Origin of the sequence: Edwardsiella tarda ATCC 15947 = NBRC 105688 (genome assembly GCF_003113495.2) — a bacterium.
GTDB classification, from domain to species: domain Bacteria; phylum Pseudomonadota; class Gammaproteobacteria; order Enterobacterales; family Enterobacteriaceae; genus Edwardsiella; species Edwardsiella tarda.
This window is the reverse complement of the sequence record NZ_CP084506.1, coordinates 2,816,325-2,835,226: the sequence shown is the minus strand read 5'-3', so window position 1 is coordinate 2,835,226 and position 18,902 is coordinate 2,816,325. Positions and strand designations below refer to the sequence as shown.

Annotated in this window: 16 protein-coding genes; 5 read left to right on the top strand and 11 right to left on the bottom strand. The window is 59.9% G+C overall.

The genetic code is table 11. The features are described from left to right. Nucleotides 1-8 precede the first annotated feature (8 nt). From agaF to DCL27_RS13170, 3 genes are all read left to right on the top strand, one after another. Nucleotides 9-446 carry a PTS galactosamine/N-acetylgalactosamine transporter subunit IIA gene (gene agaF / locus DCL27_RS13180; RefSeq protein WP_035596115.1) on the top strand — a complete coding sequence of 146 codons (438 nt, stop codon included), beginning with the start codon at nucleotides 9-11 and terminating at the stop codon, nucleotides 444-446. 114 nt (nucleotides 447-560) lie between these two features. Further along, nucleotides 561-1,415, top strand: coding sequence for a tagatose bisphosphate family class II aldolase (locus DCL27_RS13175; RefSeq protein ID WP_035596111.1), 855 nt, complete (start codon nucleotides 561-563; stop codon nucleotides 1,413-1,415). Between the two features lie 105 nt (nucleotides 1,416-1,520). After that, on the top strand, nucleotides 1,521-2,852 hold the full coding sequence (locus DCL27_RS13170; RefSeq protein WP_005282796.1) for a polysaccharide deacetylase family protein: 1,332 nt from the start codon (nucleotides 1,521-1,523) through the stop codon (nucleotides 2,850-2,852). On the opposite strand, the gene DCL27_RS13165 is transcribed toward DCL27_RS13170, so the two are convergent. The 10 genes from DCL27_RS13165 to thpR all read right to left on the bottom strand — a co-directional run bounded on the left by DCL27_RS13165 (nucleotide 2,836) and on the right by thpR (nucleotide 11,977). Next, nucleotides 2,836-4,329, bottom strand: a complete 1,494-nt coding sequence (locus DCL27_RS13165; protein WP_050979574.1) for a glycosyltransferase family 39 protein — start codon at nucleotides 4,327-4,329, stop codon at nucleotides 2,836-2,838. The two genes, DCL27_RS13170 and DCL27_RS13165, sit on opposite strands and share 17 nt — an antisense overlap. 142 nt (nucleotides 4,330-4,471) lie before the next feature. Further along, nucleotides 4,472-4,852, bottom strand: coding sequence for an aspartate 1-decarboxylase (panD, locus tag DCL27_RS13160; RefSeq protein WP_005294898.1), 381 nt, complete (start codon nucleotides 4,850-4,852; stop codon nucleotides 4,472-4,474). Nucleotides 4,853-4,983: 131 nt separating this feature from the next. After that, nucleotides 4,984-5,844, bottom strand: a complete 861-nt coding sequence (gene panC, locus DCL27_RS13155; RefSeq protein ID WP_035597832.1) for a pantoate--beta-alanine ligase — start codon at nucleotides 5,842-5,844, stop codon at nucleotides 4,984-4,986. Nucleotides 5,845-5,902: 58 nt separating this feature from the next. Further along, a complete protein-coding gene (gene panB / locus DCL27_RS13150) occupies nucleotides 5,903-6,697 on the bottom strand; it encodes a 3-methyl-2-oxobutanoate hydroxymethyltransferase (protein ID WP_005282805.1) in 795 nt (264 codons plus the stop codon). Between the two features lie 277 nt (nucleotides 6,698-6,974). Continuing rightward, a complete protein-coding gene (folK, locus tag DCL27_RS13145; protein WP_005282807.1) occupies nucleotides 6,975-7,487 on the bottom strand; it encodes a 2-amino-4-hydroxy-6-hydroxymethyldihydropteridine diphosphokinase in 513 nt (170 codons plus the stop codon). Continuing rightward, entirely contained in the window at nucleotides 7,484-8,890 is a 1,407-nt protein-coding gene (gene pcnB, locus DCL27_RS13140) for a polynucleotide adenylyltransferase PcnB (RefSeq protein ID WP_206536023.1), read from the bottom strand. The genes folK and pcnB overlap by 4 nt, the downstream gene beginning before the upstream one ends. Nucleotides 8,891-9,029: 139 nt before the next feature. Continuing rightward, on the bottom strand, nucleotides 9,030-9,956 hold the full coding sequence (gene gluQRS, locus DCL27_RS13135) for a tRNA glutamyl-Q(34) synthetase GluQRS (RefSeq protein WP_035597849.1): 927 nt from the start codon (nucleotides 9,954-9,956) through the stop codon (nucleotides 9,030-9,032). 122 nt (nucleotides 9,957-10,078) lie between these two features. Further along, nucleotides 10,079-10,534: an RNA polymerase-binding protein DksA gene (dksA, locus tag DCL27_RS13130; protein WP_005282810.1), complete on the bottom strand. Its 456-nt coding sequence runs from the start codon at nucleotides 10,532-10,534 to the stop codon at nucleotides 10,079-10,081. Nucleotides 10,535-10,717: 183 nt separating this feature from the next. Further along, on the bottom strand, nucleotides 10,718-11,422 hold the full coding sequence (gene sfsA, locus DCL27_RS13125) for a DNA/RNA nuclease SfsA (protein ID WP_035597838.1): 705 nt from the start codon (nucleotides 11,420-11,422) through the stop codon (nucleotides 10,718-10,720). Nucleotides 11,423-11,437: 15 nt separating this feature from the next. Further along, complete coding sequence (thpR, locus tag DCL27_RS13120; RefSeq protein ID WP_035597841.1) at nucleotides 11,438-11,977, bottom strand: RNA 2',3'-cyclic phosphodiesterase; 540 nt, start codon at nucleotides 11,975-11,977, stop codon at nucleotides 11,438-11,440. Between the two features lie 131 nt (nucleotides 11,978-12,108). Between thpR and hrpB the strand changes: the two genes are divergently transcribed. Next, the gene (gene hrpB / locus DCL27_RS13115) at nucleotides 12,109-14,544 is read left to right on the top strand and encodes an ATP-dependent helicase HrpB (RefSeq protein WP_035597843.1); all 2,436 of its coding nucleotides are present in this window, start codon (nucleotides 12,109-12,111) and stop codon (nucleotides 14,542-14,544) included. 84 nt (nucleotides 14,545-14,628) lie between these two features. Then, the gene (gene mrcB / locus DCL27_RS13110) at nucleotides 14,629-17,115 is read left to right on the top strand and encodes a bifunctional glycosyl transferase/transpeptidase (RefSeq protein ID WP_005282816.1); all 2,487 of its coding nucleotides are present in this window, start codon (nucleotides 14,629-14,631) and stop codon (nucleotides 17,113-17,115) included. Between the two features lie 62 nt (nucleotides 17,116-17,177). On the opposite strand, the gene DCL27_RS13105 is transcribed toward mrcB, so the two are convergent. Next, entirely contained in the window at nucleotides 17,178-18,350 is a 1,173-nt protein-coding gene (locus DCL27_RS13105; RefSeq protein ID WP_005294907.1) for a porin, read from the bottom strand. Nucleotides 18,351-18,902: the final 552 nt, after the last annotated feature.

Genomic DNA, 18,902 nt, shown 5'->3' with positions numbered 1-18,902 from the left:
GAGGTCTCATGTTGGGCATCGTAATGACCGGGCATGGTCGTTTTGCCAGCGGCTTGCTACAAGGCGTGGAGCAGGTGGTGGGCCCCCAGATGCAGTGCCAGGCGGTCGACTTTCCCGAGGGGATGAGTACGCTCGCATTGGCGCAGGCGTTAAATGCGGCGTGCCGAGCCTGTGACAGCGGCGAGGGCGTGGTGATCCTCAGCGATCTGTTGGGAGGCTCGCCATTCCGCCAGGCGGCATTGTTGGCAGCACACCATGGCTATGAGTTGTTGACCGGTACCAATATGCAGTTGGCGGCGGAGATGATGCTAGAGCGTGATGGGCTCAGCGTTACTGCATTTCGCGATCAGGCATTGGCGTGTGGTCGTCGGGGGCTGACCAGTTTGTGGCACGAGTGTCAGCATCAGGGGGCGCATCAAGCCCGATCAGATGTCGATGGTATCTAGGCCGTGTGTGATGGGTTGCTTAAGTGGTCGTAGCCCGAAGATGACCCCCACCATGGCGAGGCGAATCGCCGCGCCGTGTGGGAGACATCGGCTAACCGAGAGGGGGAAGTCGTTATGTATCTGATCGCCAATCGTGAGATGTTATACCGTGCGCAGCGCGAGGGGTATGCGGTGCCGGCCTTCAACATTCATAACCTAGAGACGATCCAGGTGGTGACTGAAACCGCCGCCGAGTTGGCCTCGCCAGTGATCCTGGCGGGCACACCGGGGACCTTCAGCTACGCCGGTACCGATAATCTGGTGGTGCTCTGTCGCCAGGCTGCCGCTCGCCATGACTTGCCACTGGCCTTGCATCTGGATCACCATGAATCGCCCTCCGACATTGGCGCTAAGGTGCGTGCCGGTGTGCGCTCTGTGATGATCGATGCGTCAGCATTGCCTTTCGCTCGGAATATCGCGACGGTGGCGGAGGTGGTGCGCTTCTGTCGGCGTTATGGTGTCAGTGTGGAGGCGGAGCTCGGGCGACTCGGCGGGCAGGAGGATGACAGGCAGGTCGATGAGGCGGAGAGTCGGCTGACCGATCCCGAGGCGGCGGCCGAGTTCGTCGAGCGTAGTGGAATCGACTCACTGGCCGTGGCGATCGGATCGGCGCATGGTTTGTATCGGGGTGAGCCACATCTCGACTTTGCTCGCCTGGCGGCGATTCGCCAGCGTGTGGCGATTCCGTTGGTGCTGCATGGTGCATCGGGATTGCCGGCCGAGATGGTACGTGAGGCGATCGCCTTGGGGATCTGCAAGGTGAATGTCGCGACGGAGTTGAAGATCGCCTTCGCCGACGCGTTGAAGCGTTATTTCCACGCGCATCCCGAGGCGAACGATCCCCGTCAATATATGGCCGCCGGGAAGCAGGCGATGCGTACCGTGGTCGCCGAGAAGATCCGGCTTTGTGGTAGTGCCGGGCGCCTGTAACGCGTTGGGATAAACGTCGGCGGCGGCTTTGGCGAGCGTCGCCAACGCGTGTTATGCTGAAAACATCACTCATTGGGCATTGGATGCCCCATATTGATTGTTTTCATGTATAAGTCTTTCTGCTTGGCGGGATTACTCCTGCTGGTTTCGTTCTCGACGCTGGCGCAGCCATCGTTGCCGTCTGCATCGACATCGGATCCGATCGTTGCCCGCTATATGGTCACCGCACACGCGAGCACGGTCTATTCGCCGGTCGGCGATCGCATCATTCCGGTCGCACGCCTTCAGGCCGGGACACTGCTCGAAGTGCAGCCGGATGAGACGGGGTACTTTATCTTTCGTTTCGCTAACGCCAGCGGTTTTATTGCGCGCGATGCATTGGTGCCAGCCTCGCCGCCACTGCCCGCCGCGCGCGAGGTGGCATTGCTGCACCGCAAGAGTCGGGACTATCTGCTGACTTTGCATCCTGTGATGATTTATGGCCGTAGCGACCTCCAGTCGCCGCCGTTGGCGACCTTAGCCGCCAATCTACGTTATCCCATCCTGGCGGAAGAGACCGATACGACGGGTCAGCGCTGGATGGTGATCAACCTGGGCGGGCGCTTAGCCTATGTGCGTGCCGATAAGGTTGAGCTGGATAACGGTATTCCGATCCTCACCTACCATCACATCCTGCGTAACCAGGATAACCATCGTTTCCGTCATACCTCGACAACCACCTCGGTCGAGGCATTCGACAGCCAGATGGCCTACCTGCGCCAGGCCGGCTATCTGACCATCTCCCTCTATCAGTTAGAGGGGTATTTGCGCGGCAATGAAAACCTTCCGGCGCGAGCCGTGGCGTTGACCTTTGACGATGGGCTAAAGTCGGTTTACCGCTACGCCTATCCGATTCTGAAGAAAAACGGTCAGCGGGCGACCGCGTTTATCGTCTCCTCGCGTATTAAGCGCCACCCACAGCCGTGGAACCCTAACGGCTTGCAGTTTATGAGCCTGTCGGAGCTCCGCGCCATCCAGTCGGTATTCGATATTCAGTCGCATACCCATTTTCTGCATCGCCTCTCGGCAGATAAGCGGCCGATCCTGCTGCAACGCAGCCAACACAATATTCTGTTCGACTTCGCCCGTTCGCGTCGCGCGCTGACACAGTTTAATCCGCATGTGCAATACCTCTCTTATCCTTTTGGCGCCTTCAATCGTAAGGCGATCGAGGCGGCGCACCAGGCAGGCTACCACATGGCGGTGACCACCATGCGCGGTAAGGTACGGCGTGGCGATAATCCCTACACCTTGAAGCGACTGTATGTATTGCGTACCGACTCGGTACAGACCATGGCGCGCTTGATCGCCAATCGGCCACAGGATGTGCCACCGGTCGATACGCCGGTTCCGATCCGCCTCCCTCCGCTCATGCAGAGCGTTATTCCGCTGGATTAGTCCCGCGGCGCGGGGGAACGATCGCCAGGCAGAGCGGCTGATGCGGCGCGCCGGGCTGGGCGACGAAGTCGATTTGACGGTAGGCATGTGGCTGGAGTTCCGGCCAATCGCGCCAGACGGCACGGAAAGCGGCCGGGGAGCAGGGGGCTCCCAGTCGGCCAACCAGTAATACGCCATCACGCTCGATACGCGCCTGGGTGATCCCCGGCGTATAGATATTGGGTGGGGTAGGGGTGTCTCTCTGCCAGGGTTGAATGGTGCGTGGGCGCGCTATGGCATAGACCAATAACCATTGATGCAGATAGTCGCCGCCCACCAGGCGTAGTGGTGTCGGGCTCTGCTGGCGCCAGAATGTCTCCGCCTGTCGCGCGAAGGGCGTCAACCCGCTCCACTCCTGCCCACAGCCGCGTAGATCCAGCAGGTAGACTACGGCATAACCGCATAGTACCAGCGGCGCGAGCAGAGATAACCCTCGGCTGAGACGGCGAATCTGCCGTGAGGATACGCCGCGCAGGCTGGCGCAGAGCAGTGCGATGGCGGGTATGACGAAGGGCTGTAGCCATTCGGTGATGCGACCGCCACGATAGAGCGTCAGCCACAGTAGGATCAGCGCTAAGGGGATCAGCAGCATAAGCAGGGATAGGCGTAGCGCCCCCGGTGCTGGCCAATGTAGCCGCCCCCCGCTCAGATACACCAGTAGGGTCATGATGAGCAGAGGGTAAAATACGGTCAGCATCGCGAGGCTGGCATGTAGATTCGGTTCAGGATGCAGTTGACCGCTCACCCAGTGGATAGCGGCGAACTGGTGCTGGGTGAGCCATAGCGCGTTAGGCGTGACTAAGGCGAAATAGATCGCGATCGCCAGCCAAAAACGGCGTTGGCGGTAGAGGGGGCGAAGCGAGGGGCTGATGAGGGTGGCGAGCAACAGTAACAGCAGCAGCGCCACGGTGGAGTATTTGGCCATCGTCGCGAGTCCGGCGAGCAGGGCGAATAATGGCCACCCCCAGCGGGGTGAGTCGGTAGCTAATGCTCGCGCCAGCGCCCAGAATAGCCAGGGCCACAGGCCGACTAATAGATAATTGTCGTTATACGGCAGCATGTCGATGTTAATGCTGCCGGAGAGATTCAGACTCATCAAGGCCAGCCAGGCGAGATCGGCTCGGCCGGTGAGGCGGCGAGTCAACATCCAGACCCCTAGCATACCGCCAGCGATGACGACAAAGTGGCAGAGATACCAGTAGTGCTCGGGAGATAAGGCGGGAAAGTAGAGCAGTGGCCGCATCATCGCGCCGACTAGCCAGGGGTTTTTCGGCGATCCCCATTCACCGTTCTGCCCCCAGTTCATCGCCTCGACGGCATCATAGGGGAGCGCCGGGTCTAGGTATTGCGTTACCCCCGTCCAGAGAAGGATATAGAGCAGTAGCCACCCTAGCAGGCGGCCTGGCGGGGCGCGCTGTGGCCAACGGCAAATCGTCATGCCTGGCTATCCTTAGCGGCGTCATCGGGGTAAGCGAAGGGCTTAGGGGGCGGGGGACGCACGTCACCAGAGTATGAACGATAGCGCGAGAAATGCGAGGTAGCGGCGTACTAGAGCGGGGCGTTAGCCCCGCAGCCGGCGATCAGGCGACCTGGACCGGGACAGACTTGGCCAGGCGTTTCATCTGGTTGTCCCCATCGAAGTAGGCCACCCTCGGATGGTGTGTCCGGGCCTGTTCGTCGGGCATCTGCACATAGCTACAGATGATCAGTTTGTCGCCGACGCAGGCGCAGCGAGCGGCGGCGCCATTGACGGAGATGATCTTCGAGCCGGGTTCGGCGGCGATGGCGTAGGTGGAGAAGCGCTGACCATTATCGACGTTGTAGATGTCGATGGCCTCATATTGCAGGATACCGGCCGCGTCCATAAAGTCCTGATCGATGGCGCAGGAGCCTTCATAATTCAGGTCGGACTGGGTGACTTTCACGCGGTGCAGTTTGCCCTGCAGCATTGTACGTACCATAGTGTAATACCTGTAATCATCGTAATGGAGCCGCCGAGCGGCCCGGTAAAAATATGACGTAAACCATCCATTCGTATAGACGGTTTACGTCATGGTTGCGCATTTTGCCGTCGCTGTCTAGCCGTTACGCATTATGCGTCGGCACTAAACGCAACGCGGACGTTATCGATCAGGCGTGCCTGGCCCAACCAGGCGGCCATTAATATGATCGCCGAGCGGGTGTCCAGCGTCACCTCACCGAGGGTATCCGCGTCACGAATGAATAGAACGTCGGGGCGGAAGCCCGCTTGGCGCAGGCGGCCGGCGGTCTGTTCTAGCAGCTCATCCAGATTGCGCTCGCCATTTTCTAGCTGGGTGGCCAGCTGCATCATGATGTTATATAAGCGTGGGGCGAGGCGGCGTTCATCGCTGTCGAGGTAGCCGTTACGCGAGCTCAGCGCCAGGCCATCCTCGCCGCGGACGATCGGCACGCCGACGATCTCGATACCGTAACCCAGATCCGCCACCAGCTTGCGGATCAGTTGGAGCTGCTGATAATCCTTCTCGCCGAAGCAGGCCAGATCCGGCTGCACCAGGTTAAATAGCTTGCTGACGATGGTGGCGACGCCGCGGAAGTGGCCCGGGCGGCTCTCACCCTCGAGGATGGTGGAGAGGGCGGGGACATCGACATAGGTCTGTTGCCCGACACCCTGCGGGTAGATCTCGTCGGCGGCCGGGGCGAAGACCAGATCCACGCCGTTGCGGTTGAGCTTTTCGCAGTCCTCTTGCAGGGTGCGTGGGTAACGCGCCAGATCGTCGGGGCGATCGAACTGCATGGGATTGACGAATACCGATACGATCACCACATCGGCCCGGGCGCGCGCCTCGCGTACCAGCGTCATGTGCCCTTCATGCAGGTTTCCCATGGTCGGGACCAGCGCAATACGTTTCCCCTCCTGGCGCCAGCGGCGTACTTCGCGGCGCAACAGCGGGATAGTCTCGATAATCAGCACAGCTTGTTCTCCAGCAGATAAAAGGGGCGGTCCGTGGAGCCGCCCGACAGGATCTTGCTCAGTTAAAGGTATGTTCGTCGGCGGGGAATTGCCCCTGCTCGACGGCGTCGACGTAACGGCGCACCGCCGCGCGGATGTCACCGCCGTCGGCCAGGAAATTCTTCACGAAGCTGGGCATGCGCCCGCTGCTGATCCCCAAGGCGTCATGCATCACCAGGATCTGGCCGTCGGTCTCTCGGCCAGCACCGATGCCGATGACCGGGATACGCAGTGCCTGCGTGATGGTCTTGGCGACCACGGACGGGACGCACTCCAAGACCAGCAATTGGGCTCCGGCTCCTTCCAGCGCCAAGGCATCGGACAATAACTGGTCAGCCGTATCCTGATCGCGTCCTTGTATGCGGTAGCCGCCGAGAATATTGACGGACTGGGGCTGTAGCCCGAGATGGCCGCATACCGGCACCGCCCGCTCGGTCAGCATCCGCACGGTATCGCTTAACCAGGCGCCGCCTTCCAGCTTGACCAGGTTCGCCCCGGCGCGCATCAGTTCGGCGGCGTTGGCGCAAGCCAGCTCCGGGGTGGCATAAGACATGAAGGGCATGTCGGCCATCAATAGGCAGTTTGGCGCGCCACGGCGTACCGCTCGGGTGTGGTAGGCGATGTCCGCCACCGTCACCGGCAGGGTGGTGTCATACCCTTGTAGGGTCATCCCCAGAGAGTCTCCGACCAGCATCACATCGATGCCCTGCTCGGCGAATAGCCGGGCGAAGCTGGCATCGTATGCGGTGATCGTAGCGAACTTATGCTTGTCCTGCTTGTACTTGCGCAGGCGTGATAGCGTGGTTGGCGTCATCACTGTCTCCCATTGTCGACCGGCCAATGACCGGGCAAATAAAGTTGGGCGCTACGCTGTCATCGCATCCGGCAGCGTTCGCCATGGTGTACGGCTCCGTCGCAGACGGACACCCTGCTGGCGTATTCTACTGCAAGAAAAACGATTGCGGTGGAGATGAGATCAAGCAAATACATCACATCGTGTTTTGTTTTGGCGTCGAGAGCGGAGCCGAGGAGGGGGGCGCGTCGGGAAGAGCGTGGGCATAGCCCGCGCCGTCAGGCGGCGGGCCGAGGGATCAGGTCGCTGGCGTGGCATCATCCTGGGCGGGCAACACCTGGAGATCTCCGGCATCAGCGAGACGCGCGATGGCCGCACGCAGTGTCCCTCCCGTGGGGAGACAGAGGTCGGGGGCGATCTCGGCCAACGGGACCAGCATGAAGCTGCGATTCAACAGGTCATAGTGCGGCACGATCAGCCGTTCGCTGGCGATCACCTGATTACCGAACAGCATGATGTCGATATCCAGGGTACGCGGCCCCCAACGTTCGGCCTTACGCTCGCGACCATGCGCGAGCTCGATGCGTTGAGTGCAATCCAGCAGTGCCTCCGCCGTCAGCGTGGTATCCAGCGCGACGGCGGCATTGACATAATCCGGCTGATCCTGCGGCCCGAGCGGGCGGGTGCGATACAGCGAGGAGACCGCCACGAACTGGCAGTCTGGCAGCGCCGCCAGTGCCTGAACGGCCTGACGCACCTGGTGACGCGGATCGGCCAGATTGCTGCCCAATGCCAGATAGACGCGGGTCATGCGCCGCTTCCCTCGCGGCGAGGCGCGCGACGACGTGGTCGACGACGACGACGGGCGCCGGCATTGCTGTCACCCTCATCATCCAGCGTGTTGACCATGGCCTTCTGCTGCGAGGCGCTGGCGAGTTGGAAGGAGCCCCACCACTCGGCCAGACGTTGCAGCTCGGCGCTCCGCTCGGCTTCGGCGCGCAGCGCCAACAGATCGTAGGCGGCGCGAAACTTGGGTTGCTCCAACAACTTGTGGGCCCGCTTGCCCTGACGGCGTGATAGGCGCAGTTGTAAGGTCCAGATATCGCGGATCAGCGCGGTGATGCGTTTGGGGATCGCCAGGGAACGGCATTGCTCGTCCAGAATGTCGTTCATCGCCAGGGCGAAGGCATCGTGATAGGTCAACCCGCCCTCCTGGGTGATCTTCTGCGCCAACTCGATCAGCGGATACCACAGCATGGCGGCGAACAGGAACGCCGGATTGACGCGCATATCGTTCTGGAGGCGGTGATCGGTATTCTTCAGCACCTGCGCCAGGATGTTCTCCATCGGGCTGTCGCCGTTGGGGGTAAAGTGGCGGCAGATCACCGGAAACAGCGGTTGGAACAGCTGGTATTCACGCAGCTTGAGATAGGTCTCATAGCCATAGCCCGCTTGCAACAGTTTCAGCGCCTCCTCGAACAGGCGAGCCGCCGGGATGTCGCGCAGCAGCGGCGCCAGGCGGGCGATCGGCGCGGCGGTCTCTGGGCTGATATCCATCCGTAGCTTGGCGGCAAAACGCACCGCGCGCAGCATGCGTACCGGATCCTCGCGGTAACGCGTCTCGGGATCGCCGATCAGGCGGATCAGGCCGGCCCGCAGATCGTTGAGGCCGCCGGTATAGTCACGTACCGTGAAGTCGGCCACGCTGTAGTACAGGCTGTTAATGGTGAAGTCGCGGCGTTGAGCGTCTTCTTCGATGTTGCCGTAGACGTTATCGCGCAGCAGCATGCCGTTCTTACCCTGCTGGGAGATATTCTTGCCCTCATCGGCGTGTTCGTGATGACCCCGGAAGGTGGCCACTTCGATGATCTCCGGGCCGAACATGACGTGGGCCAGACGAAAGCGGCGTCCGACCAGGCGACAATTGCGGAATAACTTACGCACTTGTTCCGGAGTGGCGTTGGTGGTCACGTCGAAATCTTTCGGGCGCTTGCCCAACAGGAGATCGCGTACACCGCCGCCGACCAAGTAGGCGTCGAAGCCTGATTTATTCAGGCGATACAGAACCTTCAGCGCATTTTCGCTGATCTGCTGGCGTGAGATCGTGTGTTGATCGCGCGGGATCACGCTCAGATGGGAAGATTCCTGCTCCGGTGCGCTGTCCGCCTCGCGGTTTAACACTCTACGGCAAAAGTTGGCGACTCGGGTAAAAATGGTACACCTCGATAGTGTCTGGTAAATCGCTCCGTCATCGCTCGGGTGGTCGTGTAGCTACACGGGCCGACAGGCCCATTCCGGGCATCCCGCAGGCGATGGGGCATGATATGCAGAAAAATAAGCGGCTAATCATAGCTCACGGAGGGGAATTTGAGAATGGTGCAGACGGAATCGTTGTCGGCATTGTGGCATTCAGCGGCACATTTTCCAGGCGCCAGGCCGCGACGGCATGAGCTAATAGCGCCTCGGTGGACACATCGCGCAGCGCCATCGGATGCGGTTGGCCGAGGAAGGCCAGGGCCTGCAACAGCAACGGACGGGGATCATCCAACGGGATCGGTTGAGCATGATTCTGCTTGGAGAGCTTATTCCCCTGGTTGTTGAGCGCCAATGGTAGATGCAGGTAGGCCGGCTCTTTCCAGCCTAACTGGCGATACAAGGCGATCTGGCGCACCGTCGGCTCGATCAGATCGGCACCCCGCACGATCTCGTTGACGCCTTGCTGGTGGTCATCCACCACCACCGCCAAGTTATAGGCGAACAACCCATCCTTGCGGTGGATGATGAAGTCCTCGCGAGCCAACGCCGCGTCGGCATCGATCCAGCCACGCAGTTGGTCGTAGAAGCGGTAGACCGGTTGGGTCTGGTGCAGGCGTAACGCTGCCTGCTGTGGCCCGAGGCCTCGCGTGCGACAGTGGCCGTCATAGACGCCGCCCAACGCGTGAATGCGTTGGCGGGTACAGGTGCAGTAGTAGGCCAGGCCTTGCTGATGCAGACGCGCGAGGATGGCGCGGTAAGCCTCATGGCGCTGTGACTGATACAACACCTCGCCATCCCAATGGAGGCCATAGTGCTCCAAGGTGCGTAGGATGCGTCCGGCGGCGCCGGGGACTTCGCGGGGGGGATCGATGTCTTCGATGCGAACCAGCCAACGGCCACCACAGGCGCGAGCGCGCAGGTAGCTACCGAGAGCGGCAATCAGGGAACCAAAGTGCAGATCGCCAGAGGGAGAAGGCGCGAAGCGGCCTACATAGCCTGGCTGAATAGATTGAGAATATGACATTTTTTGCAACGGCATACGCGCCGGAAAAACTCCCGGATCGTCAATGCGCACTCCGCCAGCCAATCGGTGATTAGCCAGCGGAGCGCCAGGATAAAACACCGGCTGATGGTGTTTCGGCGGGGTTAGCCCGCCATCTGTTTTTCGCGAATTTCGGCCAGCGTCTTACAGTCGATGCACAGATCGGCGGTCGGACGCGCTTCTAGGCGGCGGATACCGATCTCGACGCCACAGGATTCACAGAAACCGAAGTCGTCATCTTCGATTTTCTGCAGTGTCTTCTCGATTTTTTTGATCAGCTTACGCTCGCGATCGCGGTTACGCAGTTCCAGGCTAAACTCCTCTTCCTGGGTCGCGCGGTCGGCGGGATCCGGGAAGTTGGCAGCCTCTTCCTGCATATGGGATACGGTACGATCCACTTCGTCCCTGAGCTGGTTACGCCATGCCTCAAGAATTCGCTTGAAGTGCGCCAACTGGGCTTCGTTCATGTACTCTTCGCCCGGTTTTTCTTGATACGGCTCCACCCCAGCAATGGCGAGAATGCTCAAGGACGACGGTTTACGGTTTTGCCCTTCTTGCATGCTGCTTCTCCTAATAACACGCATTAGCGATCCCCAAATGGGGGAAAAAATCAGGCCGCTATAAATAACAGATGCGGTAGAGGTTGGCAATTATTCCTGCCTACGGCTTGACAAGGGTGTGAAGGGCGGCGTATTTAGCCGCGTTTCCCCCTTTTCAGCGCGATTCTCCGTTCGATAGCCCCCTTACGACTCGAACGGTAGCGGCTGCGTCAAGGTGATGCCGCCCGGCGTTATCCGTGCCGTGTAACAGATCACTTCTACCCCGAGATCGCTTGCTTGGGCCAATAATTGCGCATAGTGAGCATCGATGTGGCGGGCCGCCCGTACACGCTCGATGCCGCTGTGCAGCACGGCGAAAAACAGCACCGCGCGTGCACCACTCTGCACCTGTTGCTGCAACTCGCGCAGATGCTTCTGCCCACGGGTACTGACCGCGTCGGGAAAGTATCCGCACCCCTGTTGCAGCAGGGTGACCGACTTCACCTCAATATAGCAGTCGGGGCGCTCCTCCGCCTGTAATAACAAGTCGATGCGGCTATTTTCTGTACCGTAACGCACCTCGCTGCGTATTTTTGTGTAACCGGACAATTCCACGATGCGTTGCTGGGCGATCGCCTCGTGAACTAAGGCGTTGGCGCGTTGGGTATTGACACAGATCCACGCCCCCGTCTGGCTCTCGGTCAGCTCCCAGGTCGAGGGATACTTACGCCGTGGATTATCCGACGTGGAGTACCACACCGTGTCGCCCGGCGTGGCGCAGCCCGTCATGGCGCCGGTATTGGCGCAGTGTAGCGTGAAGATCTGGCCGTCGGGGCGACGTACATCGGCCAGGAAACGTTTGTAACGTTTGAGCAGGGTGGCGGATTGTAGGGGCGCGGTGAACTGCATAAGGCTTCCTGTCGGTTATTCTGCGGCGGTGTGGCGTAGTAGGGGCCAACTGGCCAGTGATTGATAGTGGGTCCGTCCCTGAATGCGCTGTGAGCGGAAGAGGGCAAACTGTGTGATCTCAACCTGCCAATGGAAATTAGCCGGAGGAATGGCGACCGGCTGGTAGGCGTGGCGCAGCAGGGTAATGTGCGGGTGAAAGGGTAAGGTGCTTTGTTGGCAGCCGCAGCGTGCCGCTTGCGAGCGCAGCAGTTCGGCCAATTGAATTAATCCACGCGGAGCTCGGCGTAACCCGAGCCATACCACGCCAGCACGCGGCCACTGTCCGGCATCATCCAGCGTTAGGCTAAAGGGGGCCTGGCGAATACGTTCGGCTCCGGCGATGAGTTGCCGCTGTTGCGCCGGTCCGACGTCGCCGAGAAAGGCCAGGGTGAGGTGCAGGTTAGCGGCGGCGATCGGTCGCCCTGCCTCGGTTGGAAAGTGCTGGGCACGCCATTGGATGAGCGATTGCTGTAGCGTCGCCGGCAGGGCGAGGGCGAAAAAAAGGCGTTGCGACATGATGGTTTCCCGTTAACGGCATCGCCCGATGCTACAATGCGCGGCAGTAATTGTTAATAGGTGTGAGGGGGCGTCGCCAGGTGGTGAGCACGCCATTTGCCTCACTCCCCCAGAAGAGAGTGGAGTTCCGCGTGTCCTTATTACCCGTCGCAGCCGTCTTGCCCGAGTTACTCGCCGCCTTGCAATCGGCTCCTCAGGTGCTGCTTAACGCCCCGACCGGGGCGGGTAAATCTACCTGGCTGCCATTGCAGCTATTGCGCCATCCGGCGCTGGACGGACGCATCATCATGTTGGAGCCACGGCGATTGGCCGCGCGCAGTGTGGCGCATCGTCTGGCGCAGCAGCTGGGTGAGCCGCTGGGCGAGACGGTCGGTTACCGTATGCGTGGCGAGAATCGCGTAGGGCCGAACACCCGCCTGGAGGTGGTGACGGAAGGCGTGTTGACCCGCATGCTGCAGCGTGATGCGATGCTGGACGGGGTGGCGCTGGTGATCCTGGACGAGTTCCATGAGCGCAGCCTGCAGGCGGATCTGGCCTTGGCCTTATTGCTCGATGTACAGGCCGGACTACGCGACGATCTCCGCCTGCTGATCATGTCGGCGACCCTCGATGACGCCCGTCTGCGTACGCTGTTGCCTGCTGCACCGACGATCGTCTCCGCCGGGCGCAGTTACCCGGTGACGCGTCATTATCATCCCGTCTCGCCCCATGAGCGTATCGAGCAGGCCGCGGCGAACGCAGTGTTAAGCCTGATGAACCGTGAGTCCGGCTCGTTACTCCTATTTTTGCCCGGCGTCGGCGAGATCCGTCGTTGTGCGGCATTGTTGCAGGAGAGCGTGGCGGCGGATACCGATATCTGTCCGCTGTATGGCGCCCTATCGCTGGCCGAGCAGCAGCGCGCCATCGATCCCGCCCCCGAGGGGCGGCGTAAGATCGTGCTGGCGACCAATATCGCTGAGACCAGTCTGACCATCGATGGTATCCGTCTGGTGGTCGACAGCACCTTGGAGCGCACCAGTCAGTTTGACGTACGCAGTGGCTTGACGCGCCTGGTCACCCAACGGGCCAGTCAGGCGGCGATGACCCAGCGCGCCGGGCGCGCCGGACGTCTGTGCGCGGGGATCTGTTGGCACCTGGTGTCGGCGGAGCAGGCGGAGCGAGCCAGCGACTACGCGCAGGCGGAGATCTTGCGTAGCGATCTCAGCATGCTATGGCTGGATCTGCTCAATTGGGGATGCCGCGATGCCGGGCAGCTCGCCTGGTTGGATACGCCGCCAAGCGCGGCAGTGGGGGCGGCGCAACGTCTGCTCCAACAGTTGGGCGCCTTAGACGCCCAGGGCGCATTGAGTCCCTTGGGGCGGGAGATGGCGCGCGCCGGTAGCGAACCACGCCTGGCGGCGATGCTGTGCGCCGCGCGGGAGGCCGGCGATGCGGCATTGGCCTGTGCCGCCTTATTGGCGGCGGTCATCGAAGAACCACCGCGTCAGGGGAGTCGTGATCTCCGTCAGGCGCTGTACCACCCATTACCGCACTGGCGTCAGCGCGCGGCTCAGTTGGTGAAGCGTCTCGGTGGACGAACGGCGGCGGCGGATCTTGATGCGGCGGCGTTGTGGCTGGCGCATGCTTACCCCGATCGTATTGCCGCGGCCCGCGGCCAGGATGGACGCTATCTGTTAGCGAATGGTCTGGGGGCGGCGTTGGAGGCGGATGATCCCTTAGGGCGCATGCCGGGCGTGATCGCCGCCAGCCTGTTGCAGGGGGCGGCCGGTGGCGAGGCGCGTATTCTACTGGCGTTGCCCTGCGATATCGACCAGTTGGCGCGCCAATTGCCCCAGTTGGTCAGCGAGGAGACCGGGGTCGAATGGGACGAGGCTAAGGGCACGCTGCGTGCCTGGCGCCGCGTCCAACTGGGACGCCTGGTGTTGCGTGCTCAGCCATTAGCGCGCCCCGATGAGGTGACGCTGGCGCAGGCGCTGTTGGAGTGGGTCCGCGCACAGGGGATCGCGGCGCTAGGTTGGGACGAGGCGGCGACACAGCTGCGTCTACGCCTGAGTTGTGCCCGGCAATGGTTAGCGGAGCAGAATTGGCCAGCGGTGGATGACGACAGTCTGTTGGCGTCGCTGGAGCAGTGGTTGCTCCCGTCGCTACACGGAGTGCGGGATCTGCGCGCCTTACGCCAGATCGATCTGGCGGCGGCGCTGCTGCGCCTACTCGACTGGAACACGCGTCAGCGGCTGGATAGTGAGCTGCCGACTCATTACACTGTGCCGACTGGATCGCGCCTGGCGATCCGCTACTTTAGCGATAAGCCGCCGGTGTTGGCGGTGCGCCTGCAGGAGATGTTCGGCGAACGCGAGAGTCCGCGCATCGCCCAGGGGCGGGTGGCCTTGGTATTGGAGTTGCTGTCACCCGCGCAGCGCCCCTTGCAGATCACCCGCGATCTGGCGGGATTCTGGCAAGGCGCCTATCGTGAAGTACAGAAAGAGATGAAGGGGCGCTATCCCAAGCACGTCTGGCCGGATGATCCGGCCAACGCACAGCCAACGAGGCGTACCAAACGGCATTAAATTCAGAGCTTTCCCCTGTCATCGGCGGGGGAGATGCGCGCACATTAGGCGGTTTACGCCATAGCACAGCCGGAGAAACAGGATATGTCTGGGGACGATCGCCAGCCAATCGGGCGTAAAGGAAAAAAACGAGCTCCCTTGCCGCCGCGCAAGGAGCCCTCTCGCCGTCGCCGCCGTTACCAGGAGGATGACTATGATGAGGATGATGAGGCGCTCGATGAGCGCGATAACGATGAGTATGACGATGACGAGGATAATGTGGCGCGCAAACAGCTAAAACGTTCACGCCGACGCCGCGTGTTGTGGCTACTATTCCGCTTGGCGCTGGTGGCACTGGTGGTAATCGGCGCCTACGGCGTCTATCTCGATCAGCAGATCCGTAGCCGTATCGACGGTAAGGTCTGGCAGCTGCCGGCGGCGGTGTATGGCCGGATGGTGAGCCTCGAACCGGGGATGAACTACAGCAAGAAAGAGATGGTCAACCTGCTGGAAGGTATGCAGTACCGAGAGGTTAACCGCATCACGCGTCCCGGCGAGTTCACCGTGGCGGGCAACAGCATCGACATGTTGCGCCGTCCTTTCGACTTCCCCGATGGTAAGGAGGGGCAGATCCATGCTCGCCTGCTGTTTGACGCCAGTGGCTTGAGCGAAATTATCAACCTGGAGAATAAACGCCAGTTTGGTTTCTTCCGTCTCGACCCTCGGCTGATCACCATGCTGCAATCGCCCAACGGCGAGCAGCGTCTGTTCGTGCCGCGCGATGGTTTCCCGACGCTGTTGGTCGATACCCTGCTGGCGACAGAGGATCGTCATTTCTACCAGCACGACGGTATCAGCCTCTACTCCATTGGCCGTGCGTTGTTGGCTAACCTGACCGCCGGGCGCACGGTGCAGGGGGGCAGCACGCTGACGCAACAGTTGGTCAAGAACCTGTTCCTGAGCAACGAGCGCTCCTTGTGGCGTAAGGCGAACGAGGCCTATATGGCGTTGATCCTCGACTATCGCTACAGCAAGGATCGCATCCTCGAGCTATACCTCAACGAGGTCTATCTCGGCCAGAGCGGCAACGATCAGATCCGCGGCTTCCCGCTGGCGAGTCTCTACTACTTTGGTCGTCCGGTGGAGGAGTTGAGCCTGGATCAGCAGGCGTTGTTGGTTGGCATGGTTAAAGGTGCCTCGCTGTATAACCCGTGGCGTAATCCCAAGCTGGCGTTAGAGCGACGCAATGTGGTGCTGCATCTGTTGCTGGAGCAGAAGATCATCGATCAGGATCTGTACAACATGCTCAGCGCTCGCCCGCTCGGCGTACAGCCGAAGGGCGGGGTGATCTCGCCGCAACCGGCCTTTATGCAGTTGGTGCGTCAGGAGTTGCAGGCCAAGCTGGGCGACAAGGTACAGGATCTCTCCGGCGTGAAGATCTTTACCACCCTCGATCCGGTGTCGCAGGATGCGGCAGAGAAGGCGGTCGAGGCCGGTATTCCAGCGCTACGCGCCGCGCGGCATCTGGATGATCTGGAGGCGGCGATGGTGGTGGTCGACCGCTTCAGCGGCGAGGTACGCGCCATGGTGGGCGGTGCCCAGACGCAGTTCGCTGGCTTTAACCGCGCGATGGATGCCCGCCGCTTGATCGGCTCGCTGGCGAAGCCGCCAACCTATCTGACGGCGTTGGGTGAGCCGGACCAGTATCGTCTCAATACGCCGTTACAGGATCAGCCGCTGTCGATCAAACTCTCCAACGGCACCTATTGGGAGCCGAAGAACTACGATCGCCAGTATCGTGGCCAGGTGATGTTGATGTCGGCGTTAGCGCAATCCCTCAACGTGCCGACGGTGAACCTGGGGATGGCTTTGGGACTGGATAAGATCAGTGCGACCTGGCAGCTGTTGGGGGTACCGAAGGCGGTTATCGATCCGGTCCCGGCGATGCTGTTGGGGGCCATTAACCTGACCCCGATGGAGGTGGCGCAGGCTTATCAGACCATCGCCGCCGGCGGTAATCGGGCGACCCTGTCGGCGCTGCGCTCGGTCATCGCCGAGGATGGCACGGTGCTGTACCAGAGTCTGCCACAGGCGCAGAGCGTGGTGGCGCCGCAGGCCGCCTACCTGACGCTGTACGCGATGCAGCAAGGGGTGGTGAGTGGGACTTCGCGCTCGCTGGCGGGTAAGTTTGGCCGTTATCATCTGGCGGCCAAGACTGGGACCACGAACGATCTGCGTGATAGCTGGTTCGCTGGTATCGATGGCAAAGAGGTAGCGATCACCTGGGTTGGGCGCGACAATAATGGCCCCTCCAAGTTGACCGGGGCCAGTGGCGCCTTGACGCTGTATCGCCGCTATCTGGAGAACCAGACACCGCTGGCGCTGGATCTGGTGCCGCCGCAAGGGATTAGCATGGTGGGTATCGATGCCGCCGGTAACTTCCAGTGCGGCAGCGCACAGACCATTCCGGTCTGGAGCGACGATCCGCAGGCGTTGTGCCGTGCGCCGGCGACACCGGCCTCGGGTAGCGCGCCGGCACAGAGTGGTGACGGCGTGGCTAGCTGGATCAAGGAGATGTTCGGCAGCAATTGAGCCGCCGTGCGACATACTAGAAAGGGCCTCCGATGGGAGGCCCTTTTTGATGGCATACCGGATCAGAAGCGGTACTTCAGGCCCAGACCGAGGATGTTGTCGGTAGGGACGCCATTGGTTCGCGTGAACTCGCTGTCATCCAGCAGGTTTATCTTGTAGTCGATATAGGTCACCATATTCTTGTTCAGATTATACTCGGCACCGATATCGACATAGTTGACCAGGTCGCCGTCGGTAACGCGGTCGTCTGCCGTCTGCAGATCGATGCCGCGTGAGTAGAGGTAACCGATGGAGGGGCGCAGTCCAAAGTCGAACTGATACTGGGCGACCACCTCGAAGTTTTGCGTCTTATTGGCGGTCTGCTTATAGTCCTCTCCCCAAGGTGTCATGTTGTGCGTCTCGGCATACATGGCGGCCAGGTAGAGCGAATTAGCATCATACTTGACCCCGAGCGTCCAGACCTCTGCCCGCTCACCATTCGCGCCGCTGGCGCCGCTCGACTGGTAGAAGCTGCGATCCGATCCGCTGTAGGCCGCGGCCAGCGATACCCCGAACTCGCTGTCGTAGCTGACGGATAAGCCGACGCCGTCGCCGTTATCTTTATTGGCGCTGGCCTCTTTACGGTTTTGGGTGCCGGTTTGCGGGCTTACCTCGATGGTTTCGGTCACGCCGGTCTCAGGATTTTCTTTCTTAATTTTCCCTGAACCTTCATTTTTCCCTTGGTATTGCAGGGCAAAGTTTAACCCTTCGACCAGACCGAAGAAGTCGCTGTTACGGTAGGTCACCAGGTTGTTGGCACGACCGTTCATAAAGTTGTCATTGAAGGTGTAGCTGTCGCCGCCGAAGATCGGCATCATATCGGTATAGGCCTCGACATCGTAGACCACGCCGAAGTTGCGCCCATAATCCAGGCTGCCGACGTTGTTGAGCTTAAAGCCGGCGAAGGCGATACGGGTCTTCCCTCCCTGGTCTCCCTCGATGCTGCTGGCATTGGCCTGAAATTCCCATTGACCATAACCGGACAGGTTTTCGCTAATCTGGGTCTCGCCGAGGAAGCCGATACGGGCGTAGGTGTCATTCCCCTTGTCATCTTTCGCGTTGGCGAAGAAGAAGCGGGTATTGACCTGACCATATAGCTCCAGTTTATTGCCATCCTTGTTATACATCTCTGCCGCGTTCACGCTACCCATCGCCAACAGGGCGGGAATAACCACTGCAAGGTATTTATATTTCATATCATATCCTTGATATACATAATCAATTATTATGGGGAAGGTTTATAATGAAACGGGTCGTAACCAAGGGCAGAATAATCGCACGACACTAAAAATGGCACGATTGCTCACTATAAACTTATTACACGATGTGATTTTTCCTGACTTCGTCATGAGTAAATTGATTATTTTTAATAATTAATCTGATAATCGATTTTAAATATAAATAAAATATGATTTTTATATCTTTTAGTGTTGTGGGTTAGATCTAGATATTGATTTTTATTTATTGATTTTATTGTGTTTTATTTGTCGCGATGCTGACTTATATTGTATTTTTATTCTCTCGTTTTTATTTATTTTTATCGCTTCGCTTATTTGCTGGATATGATCATAGCTAATGCGGATTTGAATGATTGATGAGATTTTTACTTCTTATCATGGCGTCTTAAATAAAAATATCATGGCGATGAAAATGGAGTAGATACCATATATCCTCATGCAAAGAGCCTTCTTCTTTACTTATTATGCTAGTGTGAGGTGAGATATCATCTGGACGAATCTATTTCAAGT